The organism is Alkalihalobacillus phoenicis (assembly GCF_047302405.1).
Taxonomy (GTDB): Bacteria; Bacillota; Bacilli; order Bacillales; family Bacillaceae_D; genus Alkalihalobacillus.
The window spans coordinates 2,382,366-2,402,170 of the sequence record NZ_CP154853.1; the positions used below are offsets into that span (position 1 = coordinate 2,382,366).

At 38.8% G+C, this 19,805-nt stretch carries 20 protein-coding genes and 1 other annotated feature; all 20 genes read right to left on the reverse strand.

The window, feature by feature from the left end:
• Positions 1-139 precede the first annotated feature (139 nt).
• The 20 genes from AA0017_RS11455 to mnmA all read right to left on the reverse strand — a co-directional run bounded on the left by AA0017_RS11455 (position 140) and on the right by mnmA (position 19,786).
• Entirely contained in the window at positions 140-373 is a 234-nt protein-coding gene (locus tag AA0017_RS11455; protein WP_413382169.1) for a YrhC family protein, read from the reverse strand.
• A gap of 93 nt (positions 374-466) precedes the next feature.
• Complete coding sequence (gene mtnN, locus AA0017_RS11460) at positions 467-1,156, reverse strand: 5'-methylthioadenosine/S-adenosylhomocysteine nucleosidase (RefSeq protein ID WP_413382172.1); 690 nt, start codon at positions 1,154-1,156, stop codon at positions 467-469.
• A gap of 857 nt (positions 1,157-2,013) precedes the next feature.
• The gene (locus tag AA0017_RS11465; RefSeq protein WP_413382175.1) at positions 2,014-2,631 is read right to left on the reverse strand and encodes a YrrS family protein; all 618 of its coding nucleotides are present in this window, start codon (positions 2,629-2,631) and stop codon (positions 2,014-2,016) included.
• Positions 2,632-2,902: 271 nt separating this feature from the next.
• Positions 2,903-3,379 carry a transcription elongation factor GreA gene (gene greA, locus AA0017_RS11470; protein ID WP_003321494.1) on the reverse strand — a complete coding sequence of 159 codons (477 nt, stop codon included), beginning with the start codon at positions 3,377-3,379 and terminating at the stop codon, positions 2,903-2,905.
• A 249-nt stretch (positions 3,380-3,628) separates the two neighbouring features.
• Positions 3,629-4,264, reverse strand: a complete 636-nt coding sequence (gene udk, locus AA0017_RS11475) for a uridine kinase (RefSeq protein ID WP_413382178.1) — start codon at positions 4,262-4,264, stop codon at positions 3,629-3,631.
• Positions 4,261-5,526, reverse strand: coding sequence for a peptidase U32 family protein (locus AA0017_RS11480; protein ID WP_413382181.1), 1,266 nt, complete (start codon positions 5,524-5,526; stop codon positions 4,261-4,263). The genes udk and AA0017_RS11480 overlap by 4 nt, the downstream gene beginning before the upstream one ends.
• Before the next feature lie 12 nt (positions 5,527-5,538).
• On the reverse strand, positions 5,539-6,417 hold the full coding sequence (locus AA0017_RS11485) for a peptidase U32 family protein (RefSeq protein WP_413382567.1): 879 nt from the start codon (positions 6,415-6,417) through the stop codon (positions 5,539-5,541).
• 74 nt (positions 6,418-6,491) lie between these two features.
• Positions 6,492-7,130 carry an O-methyltransferase gene (locus tag AA0017_RS11490; RefSeq protein WP_413382183.1) on the reverse strand — a complete coding sequence of 213 codons (639 nt, stop codon included), beginning with the start codon at positions 7,128-7,130 and terminating at the stop codon, positions 6,492-6,494.
• An 87-nt stretch (positions 7,131-7,217) separates the two neighbouring features.
• Positions 7,218-8,387 (reverse strand): endolytic transglycosylase MltG, encoded by a 1,170-nt coding sequence (gene mltG, locus AA0017_RS11495; RefSeq protein ID WP_413382186.1) that lies wholly within the window; start codon positions 8,385-8,387, stop codon positions 7,218-7,220.
• Positions 8,388-8,927: 540 nt separating this feature from the next.
• Positions 8,928-9,215: a DUF1292 domain-containing protein gene (locus AA0017_RS11500; RefSeq protein WP_003321487.1), complete on the reverse strand. Its 288-nt coding sequence runs from the start codon at positions 9,213-9,215 to the stop codon at positions 8,928-8,930.
• A 15-nt stretch (positions 9,216-9,230) separates the two neighbouring features.
• Positions 9,231-9,647, reverse strand: a complete 417-nt coding sequence (ruvX, locus tag AA0017_RS11505; RefSeq protein WP_413382190.1) for a Holliday junction resolvase RuvX — start codon at positions 9,645-9,647, stop codon at positions 9,231-9,233.
• The gene (locus AA0017_RS11510) at positions 9,644-9,916 is read right to left on the reverse strand and encodes an IreB family regulatory phosphoprotein (protein ID WP_003321485.1); all 273 of its coding nucleotides are present in this window, start codon (positions 9,914-9,916) and stop codon (positions 9,644-9,646) included. The genes ruvX and AA0017_RS11510 overlap by 4 nt, the downstream gene beginning before the upstream one ends.
• 92 nt (positions 9,917-10,008) lie before the next feature.
• On the reverse strand, positions 10,009-12,648 hold the full coding sequence (gene alaS / locus AA0017_RS11515; protein ID WP_413382194.1) for an alanine--tRNA ligase: 2,640 nt from the start codon (positions 12,646-12,648) through the stop codon (positions 10,009-10,011).
• Between the two features lie 99 nt (positions 12,649-12,747).
• Positions 12,748-12,955, reverse strand: a binding site (T-box leader).
• Between the two features lie 45 nt (positions 12,956-13,000).
• Positions 13,001-14,065 (reverse strand): AI-2E family transporter, encoded by a 1,065-nt coding sequence (locus AA0017_RS11520; protein ID WP_413382197.1) that lies wholly within the window; start codon positions 14,063-14,065, stop codon positions 13,001-13,003.
• 549 nt (positions 14,066-14,614) lie between these two features.
• Positions 14,615-14,803 (reverse strand): DUF3918 family protein, encoded by a 189-nt coding sequence (locus AA0017_RS11525; protein ID WP_413382200.1) that lies wholly within the window; start codon positions 14,801-14,803, stop codon positions 14,615-14,617.
• A 60-nt stretch (positions 14,804-14,863) separates the two neighbouring features.
• On the reverse strand, positions 14,864-15,052 hold the full coding sequence (locus AA0017_RS11530) for a hypothetical protein (protein ID WP_003321481.1): 189 nt from the start codon (positions 15,050-15,052) through the stop codon (positions 14,864-14,866).
• A 15-nt stretch (positions 15,053-15,067) separates the two neighbouring features.
• Complete coding sequence (locus AA0017_RS11535) at positions 15,068-15,541, reverse strand: PRC-barrel domain-containing protein (RefSeq protein ID WP_413382203.1); 474 nt, start codon at positions 15,539-15,541, stop codon at positions 15,068-15,070.
• A gap of 50 nt (positions 15,542-15,591) precedes the next feature.
• Positions 15,592-17,907, reverse strand: a complete 2,316-nt coding sequence (locus AA0017_RS11540; protein ID WP_413382206.1) for an ATP-dependent RecD-like DNA helicase — start codon at positions 17,905-17,907, stop codon at positions 15,592-15,594.
• A gap of 7 nt (positions 17,908-17,914) precedes the next feature.
• Complete coding sequence (locus AA0017_RS11545; RefSeq protein ID WP_413382209.1) at positions 17,915-18,577, reverse strand: tetratricopeptide repeat protein; 663 nt, start codon at positions 18,575-18,577, stop codon at positions 17,915-17,917.
• A 90-nt stretch (positions 18,578-18,667) separates the two neighbouring features.
• Complete coding sequence (gene mnmA, locus AA0017_RS11550) at positions 18,668-19,786, reverse strand: tRNA 2-thiouridine(34) synthase MnmA (RefSeq protein WP_413382570.1); 1,119 nt, start codon at positions 19,784-19,786, stop codon at positions 18,668-18,670.
• Positions 19,787-19,805 lie beyond the last annotated feature (19 nt).

The following is a 19,805-nucleotide window of genomic DNA, read 5'->3' on the forward strand; positions in this document are numbered from 1 at the left end:
TATCTTAAATCACAAAACAAAAACCAAACTCCTTTCCTTTTGGATAAGAAATTTGGCTTGGCTGAATTTAATTAAGTGTATGCAATTTATTTAATGTTTAGAAGCAGAAGTTTGAATCATTTCATGCAGCCACTTCATGTCAATTATCATAAAGCTCTGATTCTGCTTTTTTAGTTAGATAATGACAAAGGCAAGCAAAAGAGAGCATGAGAAAAACTCCAATAATTAACAGAGGAGCCACCCAAAGTGCTTTTCCTTCAACTGGAACAATGATGCCTAAAAATAAAATCGTACTTAGCGAAAGTAAAATAAACCGAAATCGATTATAGTCATCTATTTTTCCTTCTAACTCTTGTAATTCTTTTTCATTCATTAGGCTCCCCTCCTATCTAATTCCCATTTTAACATGAAAGAATCATATAAATAGCGGGAACAGACGGGAGGGGAGGAGAGTTTTACCAAAAAATCAGATGCTTTCAATCATTAATAAAACTTGTTTCGCCGAATGAACGGACGCTTTTTCTAAAAACTGCTCATAAGAAAGTTTCGCCTCTTGACCGGCGATATCAGATAATGAGCGAATAATAACAAAAGGCGTTCCGAATTGATGACAAACTTGAGCAATCGCTCCCGCTTCCATTTCTGCACAAGCCGGTTCGTTAAAAATCTCCTTTAATTCAAGGACACGGTTATGATCGCTCATAAAAGAATCGCCCGATAAAATTAATCCCGGTACAGAAGGCACACCTACCTTCTTAGCCGCTTCAGTTGCAACAGCTACCAATTCCTGTGCTGGTTCATAATAAGCTGGCATCTGAGGAACTTGACCAAATTCATAACCAAAAACCGTTGCATCCACATCATTGTAACGAACTTCTGTTGAAATGACGATATCACCAACCTCTAAGGATTCGTTAAACCCACCGGCTGAACCAGTGTTAATTATTGCTTTAGGTTTAAACAGCTGAATCAGTAAAGTTGTTCCCACTGCCGCATTCACTTTTCCTATCCCTGATTTTAAAAGCACGACTTCTTTTCCATTCATTTTCCCTTGATGAAATTCACAGCCAGCAATTGTTGTATCAACTCGATTGTCAATTTTGCTTTTTAATAATTCTACTTCTTCTTCCATTGCTCCAATAATTCCAATAGTCACTTGCTTTACCACCTTTATTTATCTTCTCATTATTTGTATTTATCATTTACAAATTTTCATTGAGCCCATATTAGACTAATTCTTTACAAGTATACACATTTTTTCAGTAAAAATCATGTCTGAAAGAAGATTATCGCCACTGTTTTAACTTAGAATCCTTATGATTCGTCGTATCCGGCTCTGCTCTTTTTCGATGGCTTTTGGCATCATTGCCGGCCTATGATTCCCTTCGCGGCTCTTATTCTACTGCTTCCGACTTCATTGCTGCTCTTTGATTCCTTTGCGGCTCTTTTTCGATGGCTTTTGGCATCATTGCGGGCCTATGATTCCCTTTGCGGCTCTTTTTCGATGGCTTTTGGCATCATAGCTGCTCTTTGATTCCTTTGCGGCTCTTTTTCGATGGCTTTTGGCATCATTGCCGGCCTATGATTCCCTTCGCGGCTCTTATTCTACTGCTTCCGACTTCATTGCTGCTCTTTGATTCCTTTGCGGCTCTTTTTCGATGGCTTTTGGCATCATTGCTGCTCTTTGATTCCCTTTACAGCTCTTTTTCAATAGCTGCTGACTTCATTACAACTCTTTGATTCCCTTTACAGCTCTTTTTCTACTGCTTCCGGCTTCATTGCTGCTCTTTGATTCCCTTTACGGCTTTTTTTCTACTGCTTCGGGCTTCATAGCTGCTCTTTGATTCCTTTGCGGCTCTTATTCTACTGCTTCGGGCTTCATAGAAGGCCTTTTCGACAAGTGTCAGTGCACAACTCTTGTCGAACTAAAAGCCGATATCTTTTACAGCATGTAAAAGACATCGGCTTTTTCAATTTAAGGGCTGATGAACCAGCCCCTTTTTTCATATAATGTTATCGATATGGATTACTGTCTAATTGTTTTTTCTCGAGTGGCTGCCAGCCTTCTCCTTCGACAAATTCCATTAGGATTTCATATGGTCGGTCGACATTCTCACGGTCAGATACAACACCTTTAACACGGTGTGAGCTACCACCATTCCCAATAAACCAAACCGTCATGTTATCTTCACTTAAACCTGTTGCATAACGAAGAGCTCTTTCTTTTTCCTGCCAATTTAAGCTCCCTTTATTAAAATCATGAACGTAAGCACCCGATTGATTCGTTCCTACTGGCTCCCACTCACCGTCTTCTACTGGTTCAAGTTCGCCGTCCTCATCGTCCTCTTCTCTTGCCTCTTCTTCTTCCTCAGTTGCATCCTCATCGTCATTTGTTCCGCTTTCCTCATTTGAACCAGACGTAGTCTCTTCATTTGGGTCTGTACCCTCTTCATACTCTTCTAACTCTGACTCATTTTGCTGCTCTGTCTCTTCTTGACCAACCTCTGTTGAAGATGGTTTAAAGATTTGCCATGCAAACACTCCAATTAAAGCGATCACTACAACTATCGATATATTTAAAAGCTGATTTAAGCGCTGTTTCTTCCGGCTGTCCGATCTCGATCTTTGCATTCAACGTCTCCTCCTAAAACTATATCTATATTCACTAGTAAGAACATTAAGGCACAGCTGATATTATCGATATAAAGTATAAATACCACTATGGCCTAGCCCTCGCTAATGGCCTGCTTCTTAACAAGCTTTCTTTATATTATAACGAACTTTGAGTAAAAAAGGCAGTCGAATATTATTACGATATTGCATAAAATTATCAAAACAAAACAGACCAATAGAAAATTCTACTAGCCTGTTCTTAAAGTTATTTCTAAAGGAACGGTTCCAATTAGCTAATTTCTAAAATTTCTAACTCCATATCACCAGCAGGAGTGTTCACAATTACTTTATCATTCACAGAACGTCCCAATAAACTTTTTGCCATTGGTGAGTCGTTTGAAATTTTGCCTTCAGCTGGATCTGACTCTGCACTACCAACGATCGTATATACTTCTTCTTCACCATCAGGAAGCTCGATAAATTTAACGGTTTTACCTAAAGAAACGACATTACTTCCGCCCTCTTCATCTTCAATCATAACGGCATTACGGATCATTTTTTCAATTTGAGCAATACGTCCTTCAACAAAAGCTTGCTCTTCTTTTGCGGAATCGTACTCAGAGTTCTCAGATAAATCCCCAAAGCTACGCGCGATTTTGATTCGTTCAACCACCTCTTTACGTCTCTCTGTTTTTAAATATTCTAATTCCTCTTCTAACTTACGCTTTCCATCCATTGTCATATAATGCTTTTTTTCTTCAGCCATTAGTGTCACTCCTCATAAAATAAATACTGTTGTTATTTTTCTTACTAGGTTTTATTTTCTTCTCCTACTTAGTTGTAAAGAAGAGCTGCGTCATTGATTACGAAGTTAGGCTGTTCTTAATTAGAACCTTTTTTTCGAATGTTTCTTTCCAGTCGTTATAACTATGAATCCGCTTTACTCTTTCTTTACGTCTTTCATCTTGTAAAGAAGCAAGGTTGGAATATATCCCACCTCGCTTTTCTTATCCTATTACAAAATGACTTTTTCTTCAATAATTGCTCTTATTTTTGTTGTCATTAAATCAATGGCGACTCGATTTTGACCACCTTCTGGAACGATGATATCAGCGTAACGTTTTGTTGGCTCGATAAATTGTAAATGCATCGGTCTAACAACCGTCGTATATTGCTCAATAACCGATTCAATCGTACGCCCACGTTCATTGATGTCACGGACGAGCCTTCTCATAATTCGTAAATCAGCATCTGTATCAACGAATAATTTAATATCCATGATATCACGTAATCGGTCATCTTCCAAAATTAAAATACCTTCAAGTATAATAACATCTTTTGGTTCAATTTTAATGGTTTCATTTGAACGAGTATGCTTGGCATAATCATAAACTGGTTTATCAACACTTTCACGATTCACTAGTTTTAATAAATGTTCAAGTAATAAATCATTATCAAAAGCAAGTGGATGATCATAGTTCGTTTGCAAACGGTCATTAAAATCGAGATGACTTTGATCTTTATAATATGCATCTTGCTCAATTAATACAATTGATTTTTCATTAAATTGGCAAGAAATTTCTTTAGCTACTGTTGTTTTGCCGGAGCCTGTCCCACCAGCTACACCAATGATGATTGGTTTTGACTTCATGAACGAACCTCTCTTCTCATCATGTTTTGCGGGTAAATAGGTTTGTCCACTTTAAATTTAACAATTTGTAATGGATGTTTTGCCGCATCTAATTCTCTTCCTTTTTCATCCCATATCGTCTCCACTTTTTGAACAAAATGCTCGATTTCCGGTCCGAAAAATTCTACTTCGTCCCCTTGTTTAAAATAATTCCGTTGCTGTAAGGTAACGATTTTCGTGTGTTCATCATAATCTAGGACAAGTCCACTAAAATCATAGTTTGTCCTTTTCGGATGATTCCCATACATTTGTTCCTTGTAAGAGGGAACCCCTTCAAAAAATTGTGGGGCAAAGTCACGATTCGCACATTTTTCGAGTTCATCTAGCCATGACTTCTCGATCGAAAAATGCTCGGGGTCGGCACAATAAGCGTCAATCACTTTACGGTAAACACTCGTAACCGTTGCAACATAATGGATTGACTTCATTCTTCCTTCGACCTTTAAGCTATCAATTCCTGCTTCGATCAGTTTGGGTATGGACTGAATTAAGTTTAAATCTTTTGGACTCATTGTATAGCGAATATCATCATTTGAATAAAGTGCTTTTTCACCGTTTTCATTCGTTTCCACTAAATCATATTCCCAACGACAGGATTGACAGCAGCCACCACGATTCGAATCTCTTGCCGTCATATGATTACTTAACACACAACGCCCCGAATATGCAATACACATGGCCCCATGAACGAATGTTTCAATTTCAATATCAACTTTTCGTTTCATTTCAAGCATTTCATCCAAGCTTACCTCACGAGCTAAAACAACTCGATGTAAACCTTCTTCCTTCCAGAACTTCACAGCAAGGTGATTACTTAAAGATTGTTGTGTACTTAAATGAACCTCGACTTTTGGTGCGACTCTTTTACAAGTCTCAATAATTAAAGGGTCGGCAACGATAATACCAGAAATACCAACCTCTTGTAAACCAATTAGGTACTCTTCTAACCCGGACATGTTTTCATTATGGGCATAAATATTCGTTGTTACATAAACTTTTGCTCCGTATTTTTTCGCAAATTCAACACCTTCACGCATTTCTTCCTTCGTAAAGTTATCGGCATTAGAACGTAACCCAAATTCTTGCCCGCCGATGTATACGGCATCAGCCCCGTAATGTATCGCCACTTTTAGCTTTTCTAAACTACCAGCAGGTGCTAAAAGTTCAGGCTTTTTAACGATTACTCTTTTGCCTTCTTTTGTACGCTCTGCAATCATTTCCATATAGTCCTCCTACTAGTAAACCGTTTCCTTAAAGAAAAACCCTGTATCGATTGTCCGATTTTCTGGTTGGATTTGTTCTATTAATTGAAGCCATTCTTCTTTTTTCTTCATATATTCACTTCGCTCACTAACGCATAAATCAATCGCTTCACGATACAGCTGTGTTATTTTGACTAAATAATCGGTCGACTTTAAAATTCCATCTATTTTAAAGCAATCAACCTTTGCCTCAATCATTTCCTCTAATTCATCGATAATACAAATATCGTGTGGACTTAAAATGTGGGTCCCATTTTCATCTTCAAAAATGGGATACTTGACGCCGCGCTCAGGATCAGCAAGCATCATTCCCCTATCTTGATCCGTTCTTTCAACTGCAAGATTATTTCCTTGAAAGCTCATATAATTACCGATGAGTGTCCGTTTTGATTGAAACATACAAGTAGCTCCGTGTACTTGCACCTCCAACTCTACTTCCGCCTCTTCTTTCATTTCAATAATCTCATCCATACTAAGTTCTCTTGCTAAAACAGCTCTTTTAGCCCCTTTACGCCCCCAATAATTGGCGGTAAACCAATTGGTCGCTGTCGTTTCAGGATTCCAATGGAGCTTCATCTGTGGCGCTTCAGAGCGGACTGTCATTAAAACAGCTGGATCACCAAAGACAATCGCATCGACTTTTGTTTCAGCTAAAAACTGAACATAATCGGCTAATTCATCGATTTTATCATTATGAAAAAGAGCATTCATCGCCACATAGATTTTTTTTCCTAGTGAGTGGGCTAATCTAGTTGCTTCTTTTACTTGTTCACGAGTAAATTCACCAGCTAGCCGTAAACCATAACGTTGTTCGCCTATTATAAATGCATCAGCCCCGACTTCACTTAACATAGAAATCGCTTCTAGATCTTTAGGCGTCACAAGTAACTCTGGTTTTTTTTGTTCATTCAAAACAGACACCTTCTTTATTTTTTAATACTAATCGCTAGTCCATCTCCAACTGGAAGGATTCTCGTATCATAATCAGGATGCAACATAAGCGATTCATTGTATCGCTGTAGCTTCTTAACCATCCCTCTTAAACGTTTACTCTCAACCTCTTCCTCTGTTACGAGCCCTCTAAATAAAACATTATCAGAAAAAATAATACCACCTGATCTTACTTTTTGGCTATACAAATCAAAAAAACGCTGATATTGGCCTTTCGCAGCATCAATAAATAATACATCAAAGTCAGCTTCTGATTCAAGTGATTCAAAAATGTCTAACGCATCTCCAAAATGAATCTGAATGCGATCAATCAATCCTAAATCTGAGACATTTTTTTTCGCTTCTAAAAATCTCGGCTCATCACGTTCAATCGTCACAACCGTTACTTCAGGTAAACTGGTCGCCATCCGAATCGCTGAATAACCGATAGCCGTTCCAATTTCGAGAATTCGTTTCGGTTGCACTAATTTAAGTTGCTGCAACAAACATTCCATCCCGACTAAATCCATAATCGGCACATCATGTTCGAGAGCATAAGCTTCGATTGCTTCTATTTTCTCACCACGTGTGGGAGCAAGTTTTTTTAAATAAGCTTCTATTTTTTCATCAATCATACGTTCACCTCTTATTCTCCATTATGCCTTCTCTTAGTGTATTCAAACAGAAGGAATGTGAATGATTTCATCCACATCCCCCCGCTTTTATTCAGAATCGTCTTCTGACTCTTCTTCATTTTGACTATTTTGGAAATCATACCATTCTTGACGATATTCATTAGCCACTTCAGTATGTTCTTGGAACGTATTCGTATAGAGCACCTGTCCATTGACACGAGCAAAGAAATAAAGGGCTTCAATGTCATCAGGTCTCATCGAAGCAACAATCGAATCTTGCCCCGGATTGGCAATTGGACCAATTGGGATACCTTCATACCGATACGTATTATATGGTGAATCATACTCTAAATCTGCAAATGTTGTAATGTACAAATGTTCTCCAATCGCATAAGCAACCGTTGGGTCGACTTGGAGGCGCATATTCGTTTCAAGACGGTTATAAAGCACTCCTGATATTTTATAACGGTCCTCCGATTGCTGAGCTTCTCGTTCAATAATTGAAGCTAAGGCTAATAATTCATGGAAAGTGTACTCACTTGCATTCACTTCATCGATATAATTATCATAAATGGCTTGGGTACGATTCAGCATCTCTTCAATAATTGTCTCGATTTCTGGATTTTCATCGGTAAAGTCATAACGTGCCGGGAATAAGTAGCCTTCTAATGGCTGTTTAATATCTTCCTGTAAAATTTCATCTGTAAGCATATCATAACGGTCAATTAAATCATTTAAATACTCTTCGTTTTCGACAACTTCTAATATTTCATCCGTAGAATGATCCGTATTATTAGCGATAATTTCAACTGTATCTACTAACCATCTACCTTCAGGAATCGTAAAACTCAAAGCGTAATCTACCATCACGGTACCTTCTTTTAATTCAGCAATTAAATCATCCATTGTCATACCCGTGGATAATTCATAAGTTCCTGCTTGAAACCCTGATTCATTCTTATAACGAACATAATAACGAAAGATTGTTCCATTTTGTATTAAACCTTCTTCTTCTAAAATGGTCCCGATCGTTGATGGTCCTGACCCGATCGGTATCGTCACTTCAATCGTCTCAGGATTTTCTTCATCCATTGGTTCTAAAGCTGACTTTATGTAATTAAAGCCACTAATGGCCACAATGGCCCCAGCAATTAATATGACAAAAATCGTCACAAGTACGACTCTTCTCACGATTTTTGCTTGTGACACACGTTCTTCAAATAGTTCATTTTTTGGCTTTTTATTGGATTCAGACATTGTTCTCCTCCTTACACCGTTCCATTATACTATAAACGAAAAAGAAATCAGTAGTAATTTCAGTGATTTTGTCGATTTATTCCTTTTAATGGATTAAAGATGGCTAATTTTAATATTAGGATATGTTGATGTGTTGCCTGTCACACATTTTTTTTAACTTGGCGAGGTTAATCTGGGAGATTTGCATATCACCCCCGACCAAATGGGGACCACTGAAAAAGTTTCATTCACTCCTTTAACTGGAAAGAAACTCAAACAATTAAATGCTTCATTAAGGCTTCAGCTGTATTTTCTTTAACCAAAACGGAGCCAGCGGAATACTCAGAGACTCCTGCGGGAGAAGTGAACTACGGGAGATTCCGCTGGCGGAGTAAACCAAATCATCCAATCCTATTCGAACTAACACGACTTTTTCAGTGGCCTTGGCCAAATGCGGGTGGACGGCTTTTCTCATCCTAAATTACACAACTACGTAGTCAATATAAGTCAAAAAAACTCCCCCAACACCATTCGGCGTTGTGAGGAGTTTTTTCTATATGTTTATTCTTCTTCTGCTTCTTCAGAAAAAGTGTTAAGCATTTCTTCGATGATTTCCCACTCTTCATCTGTTTCGACTGGGAAGAGGGCGATGTCGTTTTCTTCATCGTCACGGTCTTCGTAACGGAATGCAAAAACTTCCACTTCTTCATCTTCTGCTTCTTCTCCAACTGGAGTCACAAGAATATATGATTGGTTCGTTTCGTCTACTGTAAATTTAAATAACTCATCAAATAAATGTTCGTCACCATTCTCGTCTGGAATGACAATGCGATCTTTTTCTTCTGTCATGCTAACACCTCTTTATTATTTATGATCAAGATAGCCCTGTAAAATAAGGACAGCGGCCATTTTATCAATTACTTGTTTTCTTTTTTTACGGCTGACATCAGCTGAGATTAACATACGTTCTGCTGCAACTGTTGTAAGTCGCTCGTCCCAAAGTTTGACTTGAATTCCTTCAATCTCGTTTTCAAGTTGTTGAGCAAATGCTTGGCACATTTCACCACTTGGGCCAATCGTTCCATTCATGTTCTTTGGCAAACCAACTACAATCGCCGTGACTTCATGCTTTTGTACAAGCTCTGAAACGCTCTTGATATCAGATTGTAAATCATCTTCTGAGCGTTTCAAAGTGACAAGTCCTTGAGCAGTCCAGCCTAATTCATCACTTAATGCGACACCGATCGTTTTTGTTCCTACATCTAGTCCTAACGTTCTCATCCAATCTCCTTACGATGTTGTGATAAATATGATTTTACCAGCTGTTCAATCAATTCATCTCTTTCAAGCTTGCGGATAAGTGTACGTGCTTCTTTATGACGTGGAATGTAAGCAGGGTCACCAGATAACAAATAACCAACAATTTGATTAATTGGATTATATCCCTTTTCCTCTAAGGCCTCATACACTGAAAGCAAAACCTCTTGGACATCAACATCAACGGAATCATCAGGAAAATTAAATTGCATCGTTTTGTCCATAGAGCTCATCACAAACACCTCTTTCTTCAATATCCATTTGTATAATTAAACATTGTATACAAATAGCTTGTTTATATCCATTGTACACCATCTCCATTAAATTAGGAAATTGATTTTACGTAATCTACTACATATGCAATCGCTGCATCAACTTGTTCAGGGTTTTTTCCACCTGCTTGTGCCATGTCTGGACGACCACCACCGCCACCGCCGCAGCGTGTTGCTACTTCTTTTACAATCTTTCCAGCATGGAATCCTTTTGCCATTAAATCTTTTGTCACCCCAGCAACGATATTTACTTTATCTCCATTTACAGCAGCAAGAACAATAATACCTGATTGTAAGTCTTGTTTCAATTGATCGACAATAGAGCGTAAACCGTCCATATCACTAGCGTCTACTTTTTTCGCTAAGACACGAACACCGTCAACGTCAACTGTTTCATTCACAAGGTTCCCAGCTTCCATGTTACCCAATTTAGCTGCAAGTGATTCATTTTCACGTTGAGTTTGACGAATTTGTTGTTGAAGAGCTTCCACACGAGCCGGAACATCCTTCACATTTTTCGCTTTTATTAACTCGGCCGCTTCGTGAAGTAAATCAAGCTGTTCTTTCATAAATTGATAAGCACCTTTACCTGTCACAGCTTCAATTCGTCTTATCCCTGCTCCGATTCCTGACTCAGAAACAATTTTAAATAAGCCAATTTCTGCTGAGTTGCTCACATGACAACCACCACATAATTCAAGGCTATAATCACCAATTTGTACAACGCGTACGATATCACCATATTTCTCACCAAATAAAGCCATCGCTCCCATTGCTTTTGCATCATCAATTTTTTTATTTGAAATGTTTACTTGGATCGCATCCCAAATTTTTTCATTAACAATCGCTTCAACCTTTTGAAGTTCCTCTTGTTTGACTTGACCAAAATGCGAGAAGTCAAAACGTAATCTTTCTTCTGAAACGAGGGAACCCGCTTGATTAACATGTGCTCCTAATACGTCTTTAAGTGCTTGGTGTAATAAATGGGTTGCCGTATGGTTTTTCACAATCCCGTTCCGTTCCGTTTCCTCAACAATAGCTTCTACAATTTGTCCTTGTGATAATTCCCCTTCTTCTACTTTTACAGTATGAAGATGTTGTCCATTTGGAGCTTTTTTTACATCCAGTACAGAAACGAGTAACCCATTTGCACGGAAAATCCCTTTATCAGAAACTTGCCCACCACTTTCAGCATAAAATGGTGTTTGCTCTAAAATAACTTGTGCTTCTTCTCCTGTTTTCGCTAAATCAACTTTAGATTTATTAACGAGCACGACTTCTACTCTGGATTCTAATTTTAACTGCTCATATCCAACAAATGTACTTTCCGTTTTTAACTCACCTAGTATTTCATCTTGAACTTGCATCGAACCCGATTCCTGACGAGCTGAACGAGCACGTGTTCTTTGCTTTTCCATCTCTTCTTCAAAACCAATACGGTCGATTTCCAAGCCTTTATCTTGAACATACTCCTCGGTTAAATCGACCGGGAAGCCATAAGTATCATAAAGACGGAAAACATCACGTCCTGCGATTTGTTGTTTCTCGTTCTTTTCGGCATCATTTATAATTTTTTCAAGGATCGATAACCCTTCATTTAACGTATCATGAAAACGTTCTTCCTCCGTTTTAATGACTTTTTCAACAAAGTCTCTCTTTTCCAAAACTTCTGGATAAAAATCCTTCATCACTTCGCCAACTACAGGAACGAGTTGATACATAAACGGACGCTCAATCCCAATTAATTTTGCATAACGAACCGCACGACGGAGAAGTCTTCTTAATACATAGCCACGACCTTCATTAGAAGGCAGAGCCCCATCTGTGACCGCAAATGCAACAGTACGAACATGGTCCGCAATCACTTTAAAAGAAACATCTGACTCAACTGAATCTCCATAATTCACCTTCGTTAACTCATTAGTTGCTTGAATAATCGGCATAAATAAATCTGTTTCAAAGTTGGTTGGAACATCTTGGATGACTGAAACCATTCGTTCAAGTCCCATTCCGGTATCAATATTTTTCTTTGGAAGTGGTGTATAAGTTCCATCTGGATTATGGTTAAACTGAGAAAATACTAAGTTCCATACTTCAAGATATCGGTCATTTTCTCCACCAGGATAAAGCTCTGGATCTGACGGGTCATCTCCATAAGATGGGCCACGGTCATAGAAAATTTCCGTATTCGGACCACTTGGACCTTCCCCAATATCCCAGAAGTTCCCCTCTAAACGAATAATTCGTTCTACTGGAATCTTGATTTTCTTCTCCCAATATTCGTACGCCTCATGATCTTCAGGATGAACCGTAACCGATAATTTCTCTGGATCAAACCCAATCCAATTTTTATCCGTTAAAAACTCCCATGCCCACTCAATCGCTTCTTCTTTAAAATAATCACCGATTGAAAAGTTACCAAGCATTTCAAAAAAAGTGTGGTGACGAGCTGTTTTTCCAACATTCTCAATATCGTTTGTTCGAATCGATTTCTGAGCATTCGTAATCCGGGGATTAGCTGGAATCACACGTCCATCAAAATACTTTTTTAAAGTCGCAACGCCACTATTAATCCAAAGTAAGGACGGATCCTCATGTGGGACAAGTGATGCACTCGGTTCAATATCATGTCCTTTTTCCTTAAAAAAATCTAAAAACATTTGTCTTACTTGCGCAGAGGTTAATGTTCTCATAGTTCAAACTCTCCTTTTCCCTTCATTTATCATCTTTAACGATACCACCGTAATCTAAACTACTTCATGATAGAAATAAAAAAACTCGCCCCTCTAAAATAAAGGGGCGAGATTATCTCACGCGGTACCACCCTAATTATGAACAAAAAACGTCCATATCTTAAGTGCCTTAACGCGGCTAACGGTAGATTTTTTCTACACTCAGGATTAGCTTTCTGCAAACATGGTTCATAGGATTCTTTTCAGCCTAAGAGAATCCCTCTCTTTTTATGAAATAATTGCATACTCATTCCTTCAACGTCTTCTTCATTATGTAGTTGCCCTTCAATTATAGAAAGCGTTTTTTAAAATGTCAATGTTTCATCGCATAAAGTCTTAAATGAAGCAATGTTACTTTTATTACCGCTAAAATTGGGACCGCTAATAATAACCCAATCACACCCCCGACCTCAACACCGACTAATAACGCTAAAATAATTAAAAGCGGATGCATATGCAAAGTACGCCCAACAATAACCGGCGACAAAATATTGCCTTCAATTTGCTGAATAATAAATAAAACAACAATGGCAAGAATCCCGGTTTGCATAGAATCCATTAAAGCAACAATGATAGCAGGTGCCGCTCCTATAATGGGCCCAAAATACGGAATTATATCACACGCTCCGATAAATAACCCTAACAAAATCGCATAAGGAACACCTAAAATCCATAAACCAATCGTCGCTAAAATAAACACACATATGGAAACAAGAATTTGCCCACGTATGTAACTCCCAATGGAATGATCAACATCTTTGGCATAACGATTTAACGATTTACGATATTTTTTCGGCGTTAAATACCAAACCGTTTTCTGAATTAAATCATAATCCTTGAGAAAATAAAAAACTAAAAACGGGATTACCACAAGGGATAAAGCAGATTTTAAAATCGAAATCGCCGTTGCTTCTATTTGATCAAGTGCTTTTACTCCTAACGCTTGAAGTTGTTCGACCCATTCATCGACATGGCTAGATAACGGTGCTGGTAACTTCTCTAATTGACTCCCTAGCTGAGCCAGATAACTTTGAATCTCCTGCATTTGAGCAGGGAGCAACTCAAGTGCTTCTTGAACTTGTTCAATAATAAAAGGAACACCTAAAAAACCAGCAAAAGCAATGATCGCCATAAGCACTAAAAAAACGAGAAGCACCGAAAGCGTTCGCGATAGTCCATATTTATGTAAACCTTCTACAAGCGGATGAAGCAAATAAGTAATAAGGGCCGCAAGTAAAAAAGGTAATAACAGAGCTTTAACAACAGCAAAAATCGGCTCTAACGCTGGTGCGAGAGCGATAAATATATAAATGATGGCAAGTAAAACAAGTGTTAAAATCGCATTTTGTAAGAAACTCGATACCCTTTCCTTTTCCAACTGATTCACCTCAAATGTTAGTGTGTCACAGTTATTAGGAAATTATCATAGGATTTAAGTTTAAGTGATGATGTCTGCTTCATGGTTATCTGACAAGTGGCAGTGCCTCTTTTTTCGCGTCGTATTTACTCCTTTACGACACAATACCGTTCCTCTTTCTCATCTTTCCTGTCGTATCTACTCCTTTACGACGCATTGCCGTTACTCTTTCCCACCTTTCCTGTCGTATCTACTCCTTTACGACGCATTGCCGTTCCTCTTTCCCATCTTTCCTGTCGCATCAAACCCTTTACGACGCATTATCGTTCCTCTTTCTCATCTTTCCTGTCGTATCTACTCCTTTACGACGCATTACCGTTCCTCTTTCTCATCTTTCCTGTCGTACCTACTCCTTTACGACGCCGACGCAACAATTTCTTCTTTCCCTTCTTTTCACGCCGCATCATCCCCCGTAACCCCTACGAGACAAATCATCATCCACTCCGTTAACACCATCCAAGTAAAAAAACCGATCGGCATAAACTCCGATCGGTCTGGCATAGCTATAAACTAAAACATCTTCGCGACTTTTTTCTTGGTTTTTTTCCAAGTTTTGTTGTCAACGAGGTTATCCATATCAAAGGTGGTTATCGGTTTCATAAAAGATTGTACCTTCTTTTTATTTCGTCTGCTTGTCATTGAGTAAGCAGCGGCACCGATGCCAATTGCAACTAAAGAGCTGATCGCTGTTGTACGCATTGGGTCACACATCCTTTACCTTAGGATTTTTTAGCCTTTACGTGTCATCCACCTAAAAAGCTATGAGCCCACTTGTAAATCTGAGTCATCAAATAAGTCATCTAATGAGCTTAGTGTTCCGTCCTCTTCGACTTGGTGAAGGGAGAGTTTACCATCTGATAAGCTCATTTCCACAAAGCAGTTCCAGCAGTAATATTGATTCGTTCCTATTTTTCCGATATCTTTCGTTTGGCAATTTGGACAACGCATTGACAGGGCCTCCCTCTAAATAGACAGGATGGCTTTTTCCTTACCGACTACGAGCTTACCGCCGCCTCGAATGACTTTACGTCCTTCAATTAAATCGGATAATAATCCATCTGTCACTTCATACCCTGTAATCGTGCCCAATTCCTCATTAAAATATACATCTTCTACCAATCCAAGCTTTTCCCCTTCTGTACTTAACAACAGCTTGCCACGGAATTGATGCTTACCATGTTTTAAATGAAGTCTGTGTTTCTCAGCATCCGTATAATGGTGAAGCTTTTGTAAATCCGTCACCATAATGCCGTCATTGCCAATCGAATGGATCTCTTCAATAGGAATCAGATAATGTCTATTCAGCCATCCTCTTTTATCAATAACAATGCTGGATACGCGCCCTTCATCACAAATCAGATCAAGCACAGCCCCAAACTCATTACCAGACCCGACATCAATAACCGGAAGACCTTCAAGTGTCGAAAATGTCCGCAAAGTTATCTCCGCCTTTCCGAACATTTTTAGTGTGCTCGGTCGGTTTTGAATTATGTTAGTTGACCTTTTCCAGTCTCCGAAATAAGGTCTTGGAGTTTTTCCTTTAGTTTCGAATTTCTCAATTGTTCATCTTTTTTAGTAATCGCTGAATGGATCGCAGGCAGTTCACCGCAAAGCAGCAAATATTGCTTTGCCCGTGTAATCCCAGTATAAATTAAATTTCGGCGCAGCATGCGGTGATAGCTACGAACGATTGGCATAACAACGATCGGAAATTCACTACCTTGTGATTTATGAATCGAACAGCAATAAGCATGTGTAATTTGATTTAAATCTTTTTTCAAATAAACGACTTCAATTCCATCAAATGAAATGACGAGCTGATCTTGTTTTTCCTCTGTTTCCTTCGCATAAAAGATCGCGACAACTTCGCCACGGTCACCGTTATAAACGTTTTCCTCAGAATTGTTGACAAGCTGCAAAACAACATCACCTGTACGGTAGGCAATTTCTCCAAATTTAATTTCCCGTTTTTGCTCGGTTAACGGATTGAACAAGTCCTGGAGCATGACATTTAATTCCGTTATTCCTGCTGGTCCTTTATACATCGGTGCCAAAACTTGAATTTCTTTTGCCGTAAAGCCTTTCTTTTTGGCATTTTCGCATATTTGCCAGACGGCGTCTTTTACTTGATCCGTTGCACATGGGAAAAAACGTCGATCCGTTTTCGGTTCAGGTAAAGTTGGTGGCATTACTCCTTCTTTTATAGAGTGAGCAAGTTCAATAATCGAGGAACCTTCCTCTTGACGATAAATGACAGTTAAGGGAACTGTCGGTATAACTTCAGAATCAAGTAAATCTTTCAAAACTTGTCCAGGTCCAACTGAAGGTAATTGGTCTTGATCGCCTACAAAAATGACTTGCATCGTTTTGGGAATCGACCTTAAAAGCTGATTCGCAATCCAGCTATCGACCATCGAAACTTCATCGACAATTAATAACTCACCTTGAATGGGCTCTTTTTCATCTTTTTCAAACCCACCGTGATTTCCTTTCCAACCGAGTAAACGGTGAATGGTCGTCGCCGGTAATTCAGTCGCCTCACTCATTCGTTTCGCCGCTCGTCCTGTAGGTGCGACAAGCAAAATAGGAAACGGATTACTTCGCGTATACGCTTTTGAATCGAGGGAAATGCCATGTAACCTCGCGTAAATCTCTACAATCCCTTTGATGACCGTCGTTTTTCCTGTACCGGGTCCTCCTGTTAAGATCATCATTGGAGACGACAGAGCCGTATGAATCGCCTCTTTTTGAGAGGGGGCATATTCAATTTTAAATTCCTCTTCAATTTGACCTAACTCTTTTAAAAACTCCGCTTCTGGAAACTCTGCAGCCACTTCACTACTTAACAACCTCCGCACATTTGAAACAATCCCTTTTTCTGCAAAAAATAATGAATTCAAATAAAGACGGTCTTCTTCAATGACAACTAAATCCTCTTCACTCATTTTGAGAAGCTGCTGACTGACCTCGTCGGTCGTAATCGCCTCTTTTGGAGAAGTAAGTAGTTGAGCCACTTGCCTGATGAACTCCTCTTCAAATAAAAACATATGACCATCCTGAATACATAGCTCCTGTAATAAATAAAGACAGCCTGCTTTAATCCGATCAGGGTGGTTTCCTGTGACACCAATTTCTGCTCCTAGTAAATCCGCTTTACGAAAACCAATTCCCTCAACATCCGCTATGAGTTGATAAGGATTCGTCCGAATAATATCTAAGGCTTGATTTTTATATACTTGATACACCTTCATCGAAAGTTCTAACCCAAAACCATACTTAGATAAGGTTAAAAGCACTTGTTCGACGCCTTGTTGATCCATTAACTGCTGATAAAGCTGATCAGCTTTATCTTGTGGAAATTTAGGCACGAGCTTTAAAACCGAGCGATCTTCAATAATTTTAGAAATCGCTTTTTCCCCTAACGTTTCGACGATTAACTCTGCTCTTTTTTGACCAACACCAGGAAATCGACTACTAGATAAGTATTGAATCACACCATTTTTTGTTTGCGGAAGCGCTCTCCTGAAACTTTCGATTTGATACTGGTGCCCGAAACGTGGATGATTGCTCATTTGTCCGTGAAAAAAATAAACCTCCCCAGGCTCAAGCTGAGGTAAGAGCCCTACTACAGTAATTTTCTTTTCCTTGTAGTCCTCATTCGTTGCACGAACCCGAACGAGAGCGACGGTATAGTAATTTTCCTCATTTTGAAAAACAATATGGATAACCTCACCTTTTATATAAGGTTGCTCCATTTGATTCTTCTCGTTTGATGGAACTTGCTCATTTGGCTGTTCATTCATTACGTTATCACCCTTGCTCTAACGCTTGTTCAATCGTTTTCTTTCCATTTGCTGCTAACCCGTGAGTAGGTTGTATGTCTAACGCCTTATTAAAACTCTCAAGAGCTTTTTCTAACTGTTCTTCGTATGCATAAGCGACCCCTAAATTAAAAAATGCATCAGCATGTTTAGGGTCTAGCTGCACAACTTGCTCCAATTGTTCAATCGCTTCATTGATTAACTCTAATTGGGCTAAGGTTAAACCGTATTGGAATCTCGCGTCCACATCCACTTCGTTTAATTCAACAGCTCTTTGTAAATTCGCTTGAGCATATGGCAAGCTTTCAAGCTGATAATAACTCATCCCAAGCATAAAAAAGACATCGCCTTCTTCTAGTCCATTCGCTAAAGCTTGTTTGAACATTTTGACCGCTTCTTCAAATTGGTCTTGTTTATAATAAATCGTGCCTGCCCCGTAATAAGCCGTTGCTGCTTTTTCATCATATTCAATCGCCTTATCAAAAAAAACGAGGGCCTTGTCCGTTTCTCCAACTGCTCCGAGTAAATTACCAAAGTTAATATAGCCAGTTGGATTCGTTTTATCTTCTTCAATCGCATTTGTAAAAGCTTTAGCTGCTTCTTCATACTTTTGTTCATTCATCGCTTGAATGCCTTGTTCATTCCAATTCATTTTTTGTTCTCACCTTTCAAACTTGTCCATTCACGAGGACCTTATGATTATCTTTAGTTTACAGGAAAAAAAGCAAAGGGAAAACGCCGTTTAGGCATTTTCCCATTTTTTTATCACTCGATCAATTGTTCCACCACCTAGACAACGTTCTCCTTCGTAAAGAACCACTGCTTGTCCTGGCGTAATCGCTCTTTGTCGTTCATCAAATTGAACTTTGGCTGTTCCGTCAGCTTGCGGATAAACCGTTACTGGCACATCCGTTTGACGATAACGGAATTTTGCTGTACATGTAAAAGTTTCCAAGCGCGGTTCAGTTGCAATATAATTCATCTCAATGGCTTCTAAACCTTCCGTATACAAACCTTCATGATGGTAACCTTGACCCACATATAAAATATTTTCTTCAACATTTTTATCAATGACAAACCATGGTTCACCTGGTCCACCAATTCCTAATCCTTGACGTTGACCGAGTGTATAATACATCAACCCATCATGTTTCCCTTTTACTTCCCCAGCAAAAGTTTGCATTTCCCCTGGTTGAGCTGGTAAAAATTCTGATAAAAATTCTTTGAAGTTTCGCTCTCCGATAAAACAAATACCTGTACTATCTTTTTTCGTTGCCGTCGCGAGATTTGCTTCCTTGGCAATTTCCCGTACTTCTTTTTTCGGTAAATGTCCTAAAGGAAACATAACTTTTGACAATTGTTGTTGTGATAAAGCGTTAAGGAAATATGTTTGATCCTTATTGTCATCAGCCCCACGTAATAATTGAACTTCTCCGTCCACTTCTTTTACTTGAGCATAATGACCGGTTGCCACATAATCGGCTCCAAGTGTTAAGGCATGGTTTAAAAAAGCCTTAAATTTAATCTCTTTATTACACATCACATCTGGATTAGGTGTTCTTCCAGATTTATATTCCTCCAGAAAATACGTAAACACCTTATCCCAATATTGTTTTTCAAAATTGACAGCATAATATGGAATACCGATCTGGTTACAAACACGAATAACGTCTTCGTAATCCTCGGTCGCTGTACAAAAACCAGTTTCGTCTGTATCGTCCCAGTTTTTCATAAAAATGCCGATCACATCATATCCTTGCTCTTTTAAAAGCAAAGCCGTCACAGAGGAATCAACTCCTCCCGACATCCCAACAACAACACGTGTATTTTCAGGACTTTTATTCAATTGATTCACCACCATTTCCGAGTTGTCTGAATGA

Excerpts from the sequence above, each read along its gene's own strand:
- AA0017_RS11545 (WP_413382209.1), bottom strand. The coding sequence starts at position 18,577 with ATGAATTGGAATGAACAAGGCATTCAAGCGATGAATGAACAAAAGTAT.
- AA0017_RS11540 (WP_413382206.1), bottom strand. The coding sequence starts at position 17,907 with ATGAATGAACAGCCAAATGAGCAAGTTCCATCAAACGAGAAGAATCAA.
- AA0017_RS11510 (WP_003321485.1), bottom strand. The coding sequence starts at position 9,916 with ATGAGCTCTATGGACAAAACGATGCAATTTAATTTTCCTGATGATTCC.
- AA0017_RS11455 (WP_413382169.1), bottom strand. The coding sequence starts at position 373 with ATGAATGAAAAAGAATTACAAGAGTTAGAAGGAAAAATAGATGACTAT.
- AA0017_RS11485 (WP_413382567.1), bottom strand. The coding sequence starts at position 6,417 with ATGTTAAGTGAAGTCGGGGCTGATGCATTTATAATAGGCGAACAACGT.
- mnmA (WP_413382570.1), bottom strand. The coding sequence starts at position 19,786 with ATGGTGGTGAATCAATTGAATAAAAGTCCTGAAAATACACGTGTTGTT.
- AA0017_RS11465 (WP_413382175.1), bottom strand. The coding sequence starts at position 2,631 with ATGCAAAGATCGAGATCGGACAGCCGGAAGAAACAGCGCTTAAATCAG.
- udk (WP_413382178.1), bottom strand. The coding sequence starts at position 4,264 with ATGAAGTCAAAACCAATCATCATTGGTGTAGCTGGTGGGACAGGCTCC.
- AA0017_RS11500 (WP_003321487.1), bottom strand. The coding sequence starts at position 9,215 with ATGACAGAAGAAAAAGATCGCATTGTCATTCCAGACGAGAATGGTGAC.
- ruvX (WP_413382190.1), bottom strand. The coding sequence starts at position 9,647 with ATGAGAACGTTAGGACTAGATGTAGGAACAAAAACGATCGGTGTCGCA.
- AA0017_RS11490 (WP_413382183.1), bottom strand. The coding sequence starts at position 7,130 with ATGATTGATGAAAAAATAGAAGCTTATTTAAAAAAACTTGCTCCCACA.
- mltG (WP_413382186.1), bottom strand. The coding sequence starts at position 8,387 with ATGTCTGAATCCAATAAAAAGCCAAAAAATGAACTATTTGAAGAACGT.
- AA0017_RS11525 (WP_413382200.1), bottom strand. The coding sequence starts at position 14,803 with ATGCGTACAACAGCGATCAGCTCTTTAGTTGCAATTGGCATCGGTGCC.
- AA0017_RS11530 (WP_003321481.1), bottom strand. The coding sequence starts at position 15,052 with ATGCGTTGTCCAAATTGCCAAACGAAAGATATCGGAAAAATAGGAACG.
- alaS (WP_413382194.1), bottom strand. The coding sequence starts at position 12,648 with ATGAGAACATTAACCTCTGCGCAAGTAAGACAAATGTTTTTAGATTTT.
- AA0017_RS11480 (WP_413382181.1), bottom strand. The coding sequence starts at position 5,526 with ATGGAAATGATTGCAGAGCGTACAAAAGAAGGCAAAAGAGTAATCGTT.
- greA (WP_003321494.1), bottom strand. The coding sequence starts at position 3,379 with ATGGCTGAAGAAAAAAAGCATTATATGACAATGGATGGAAAGCGTAAG.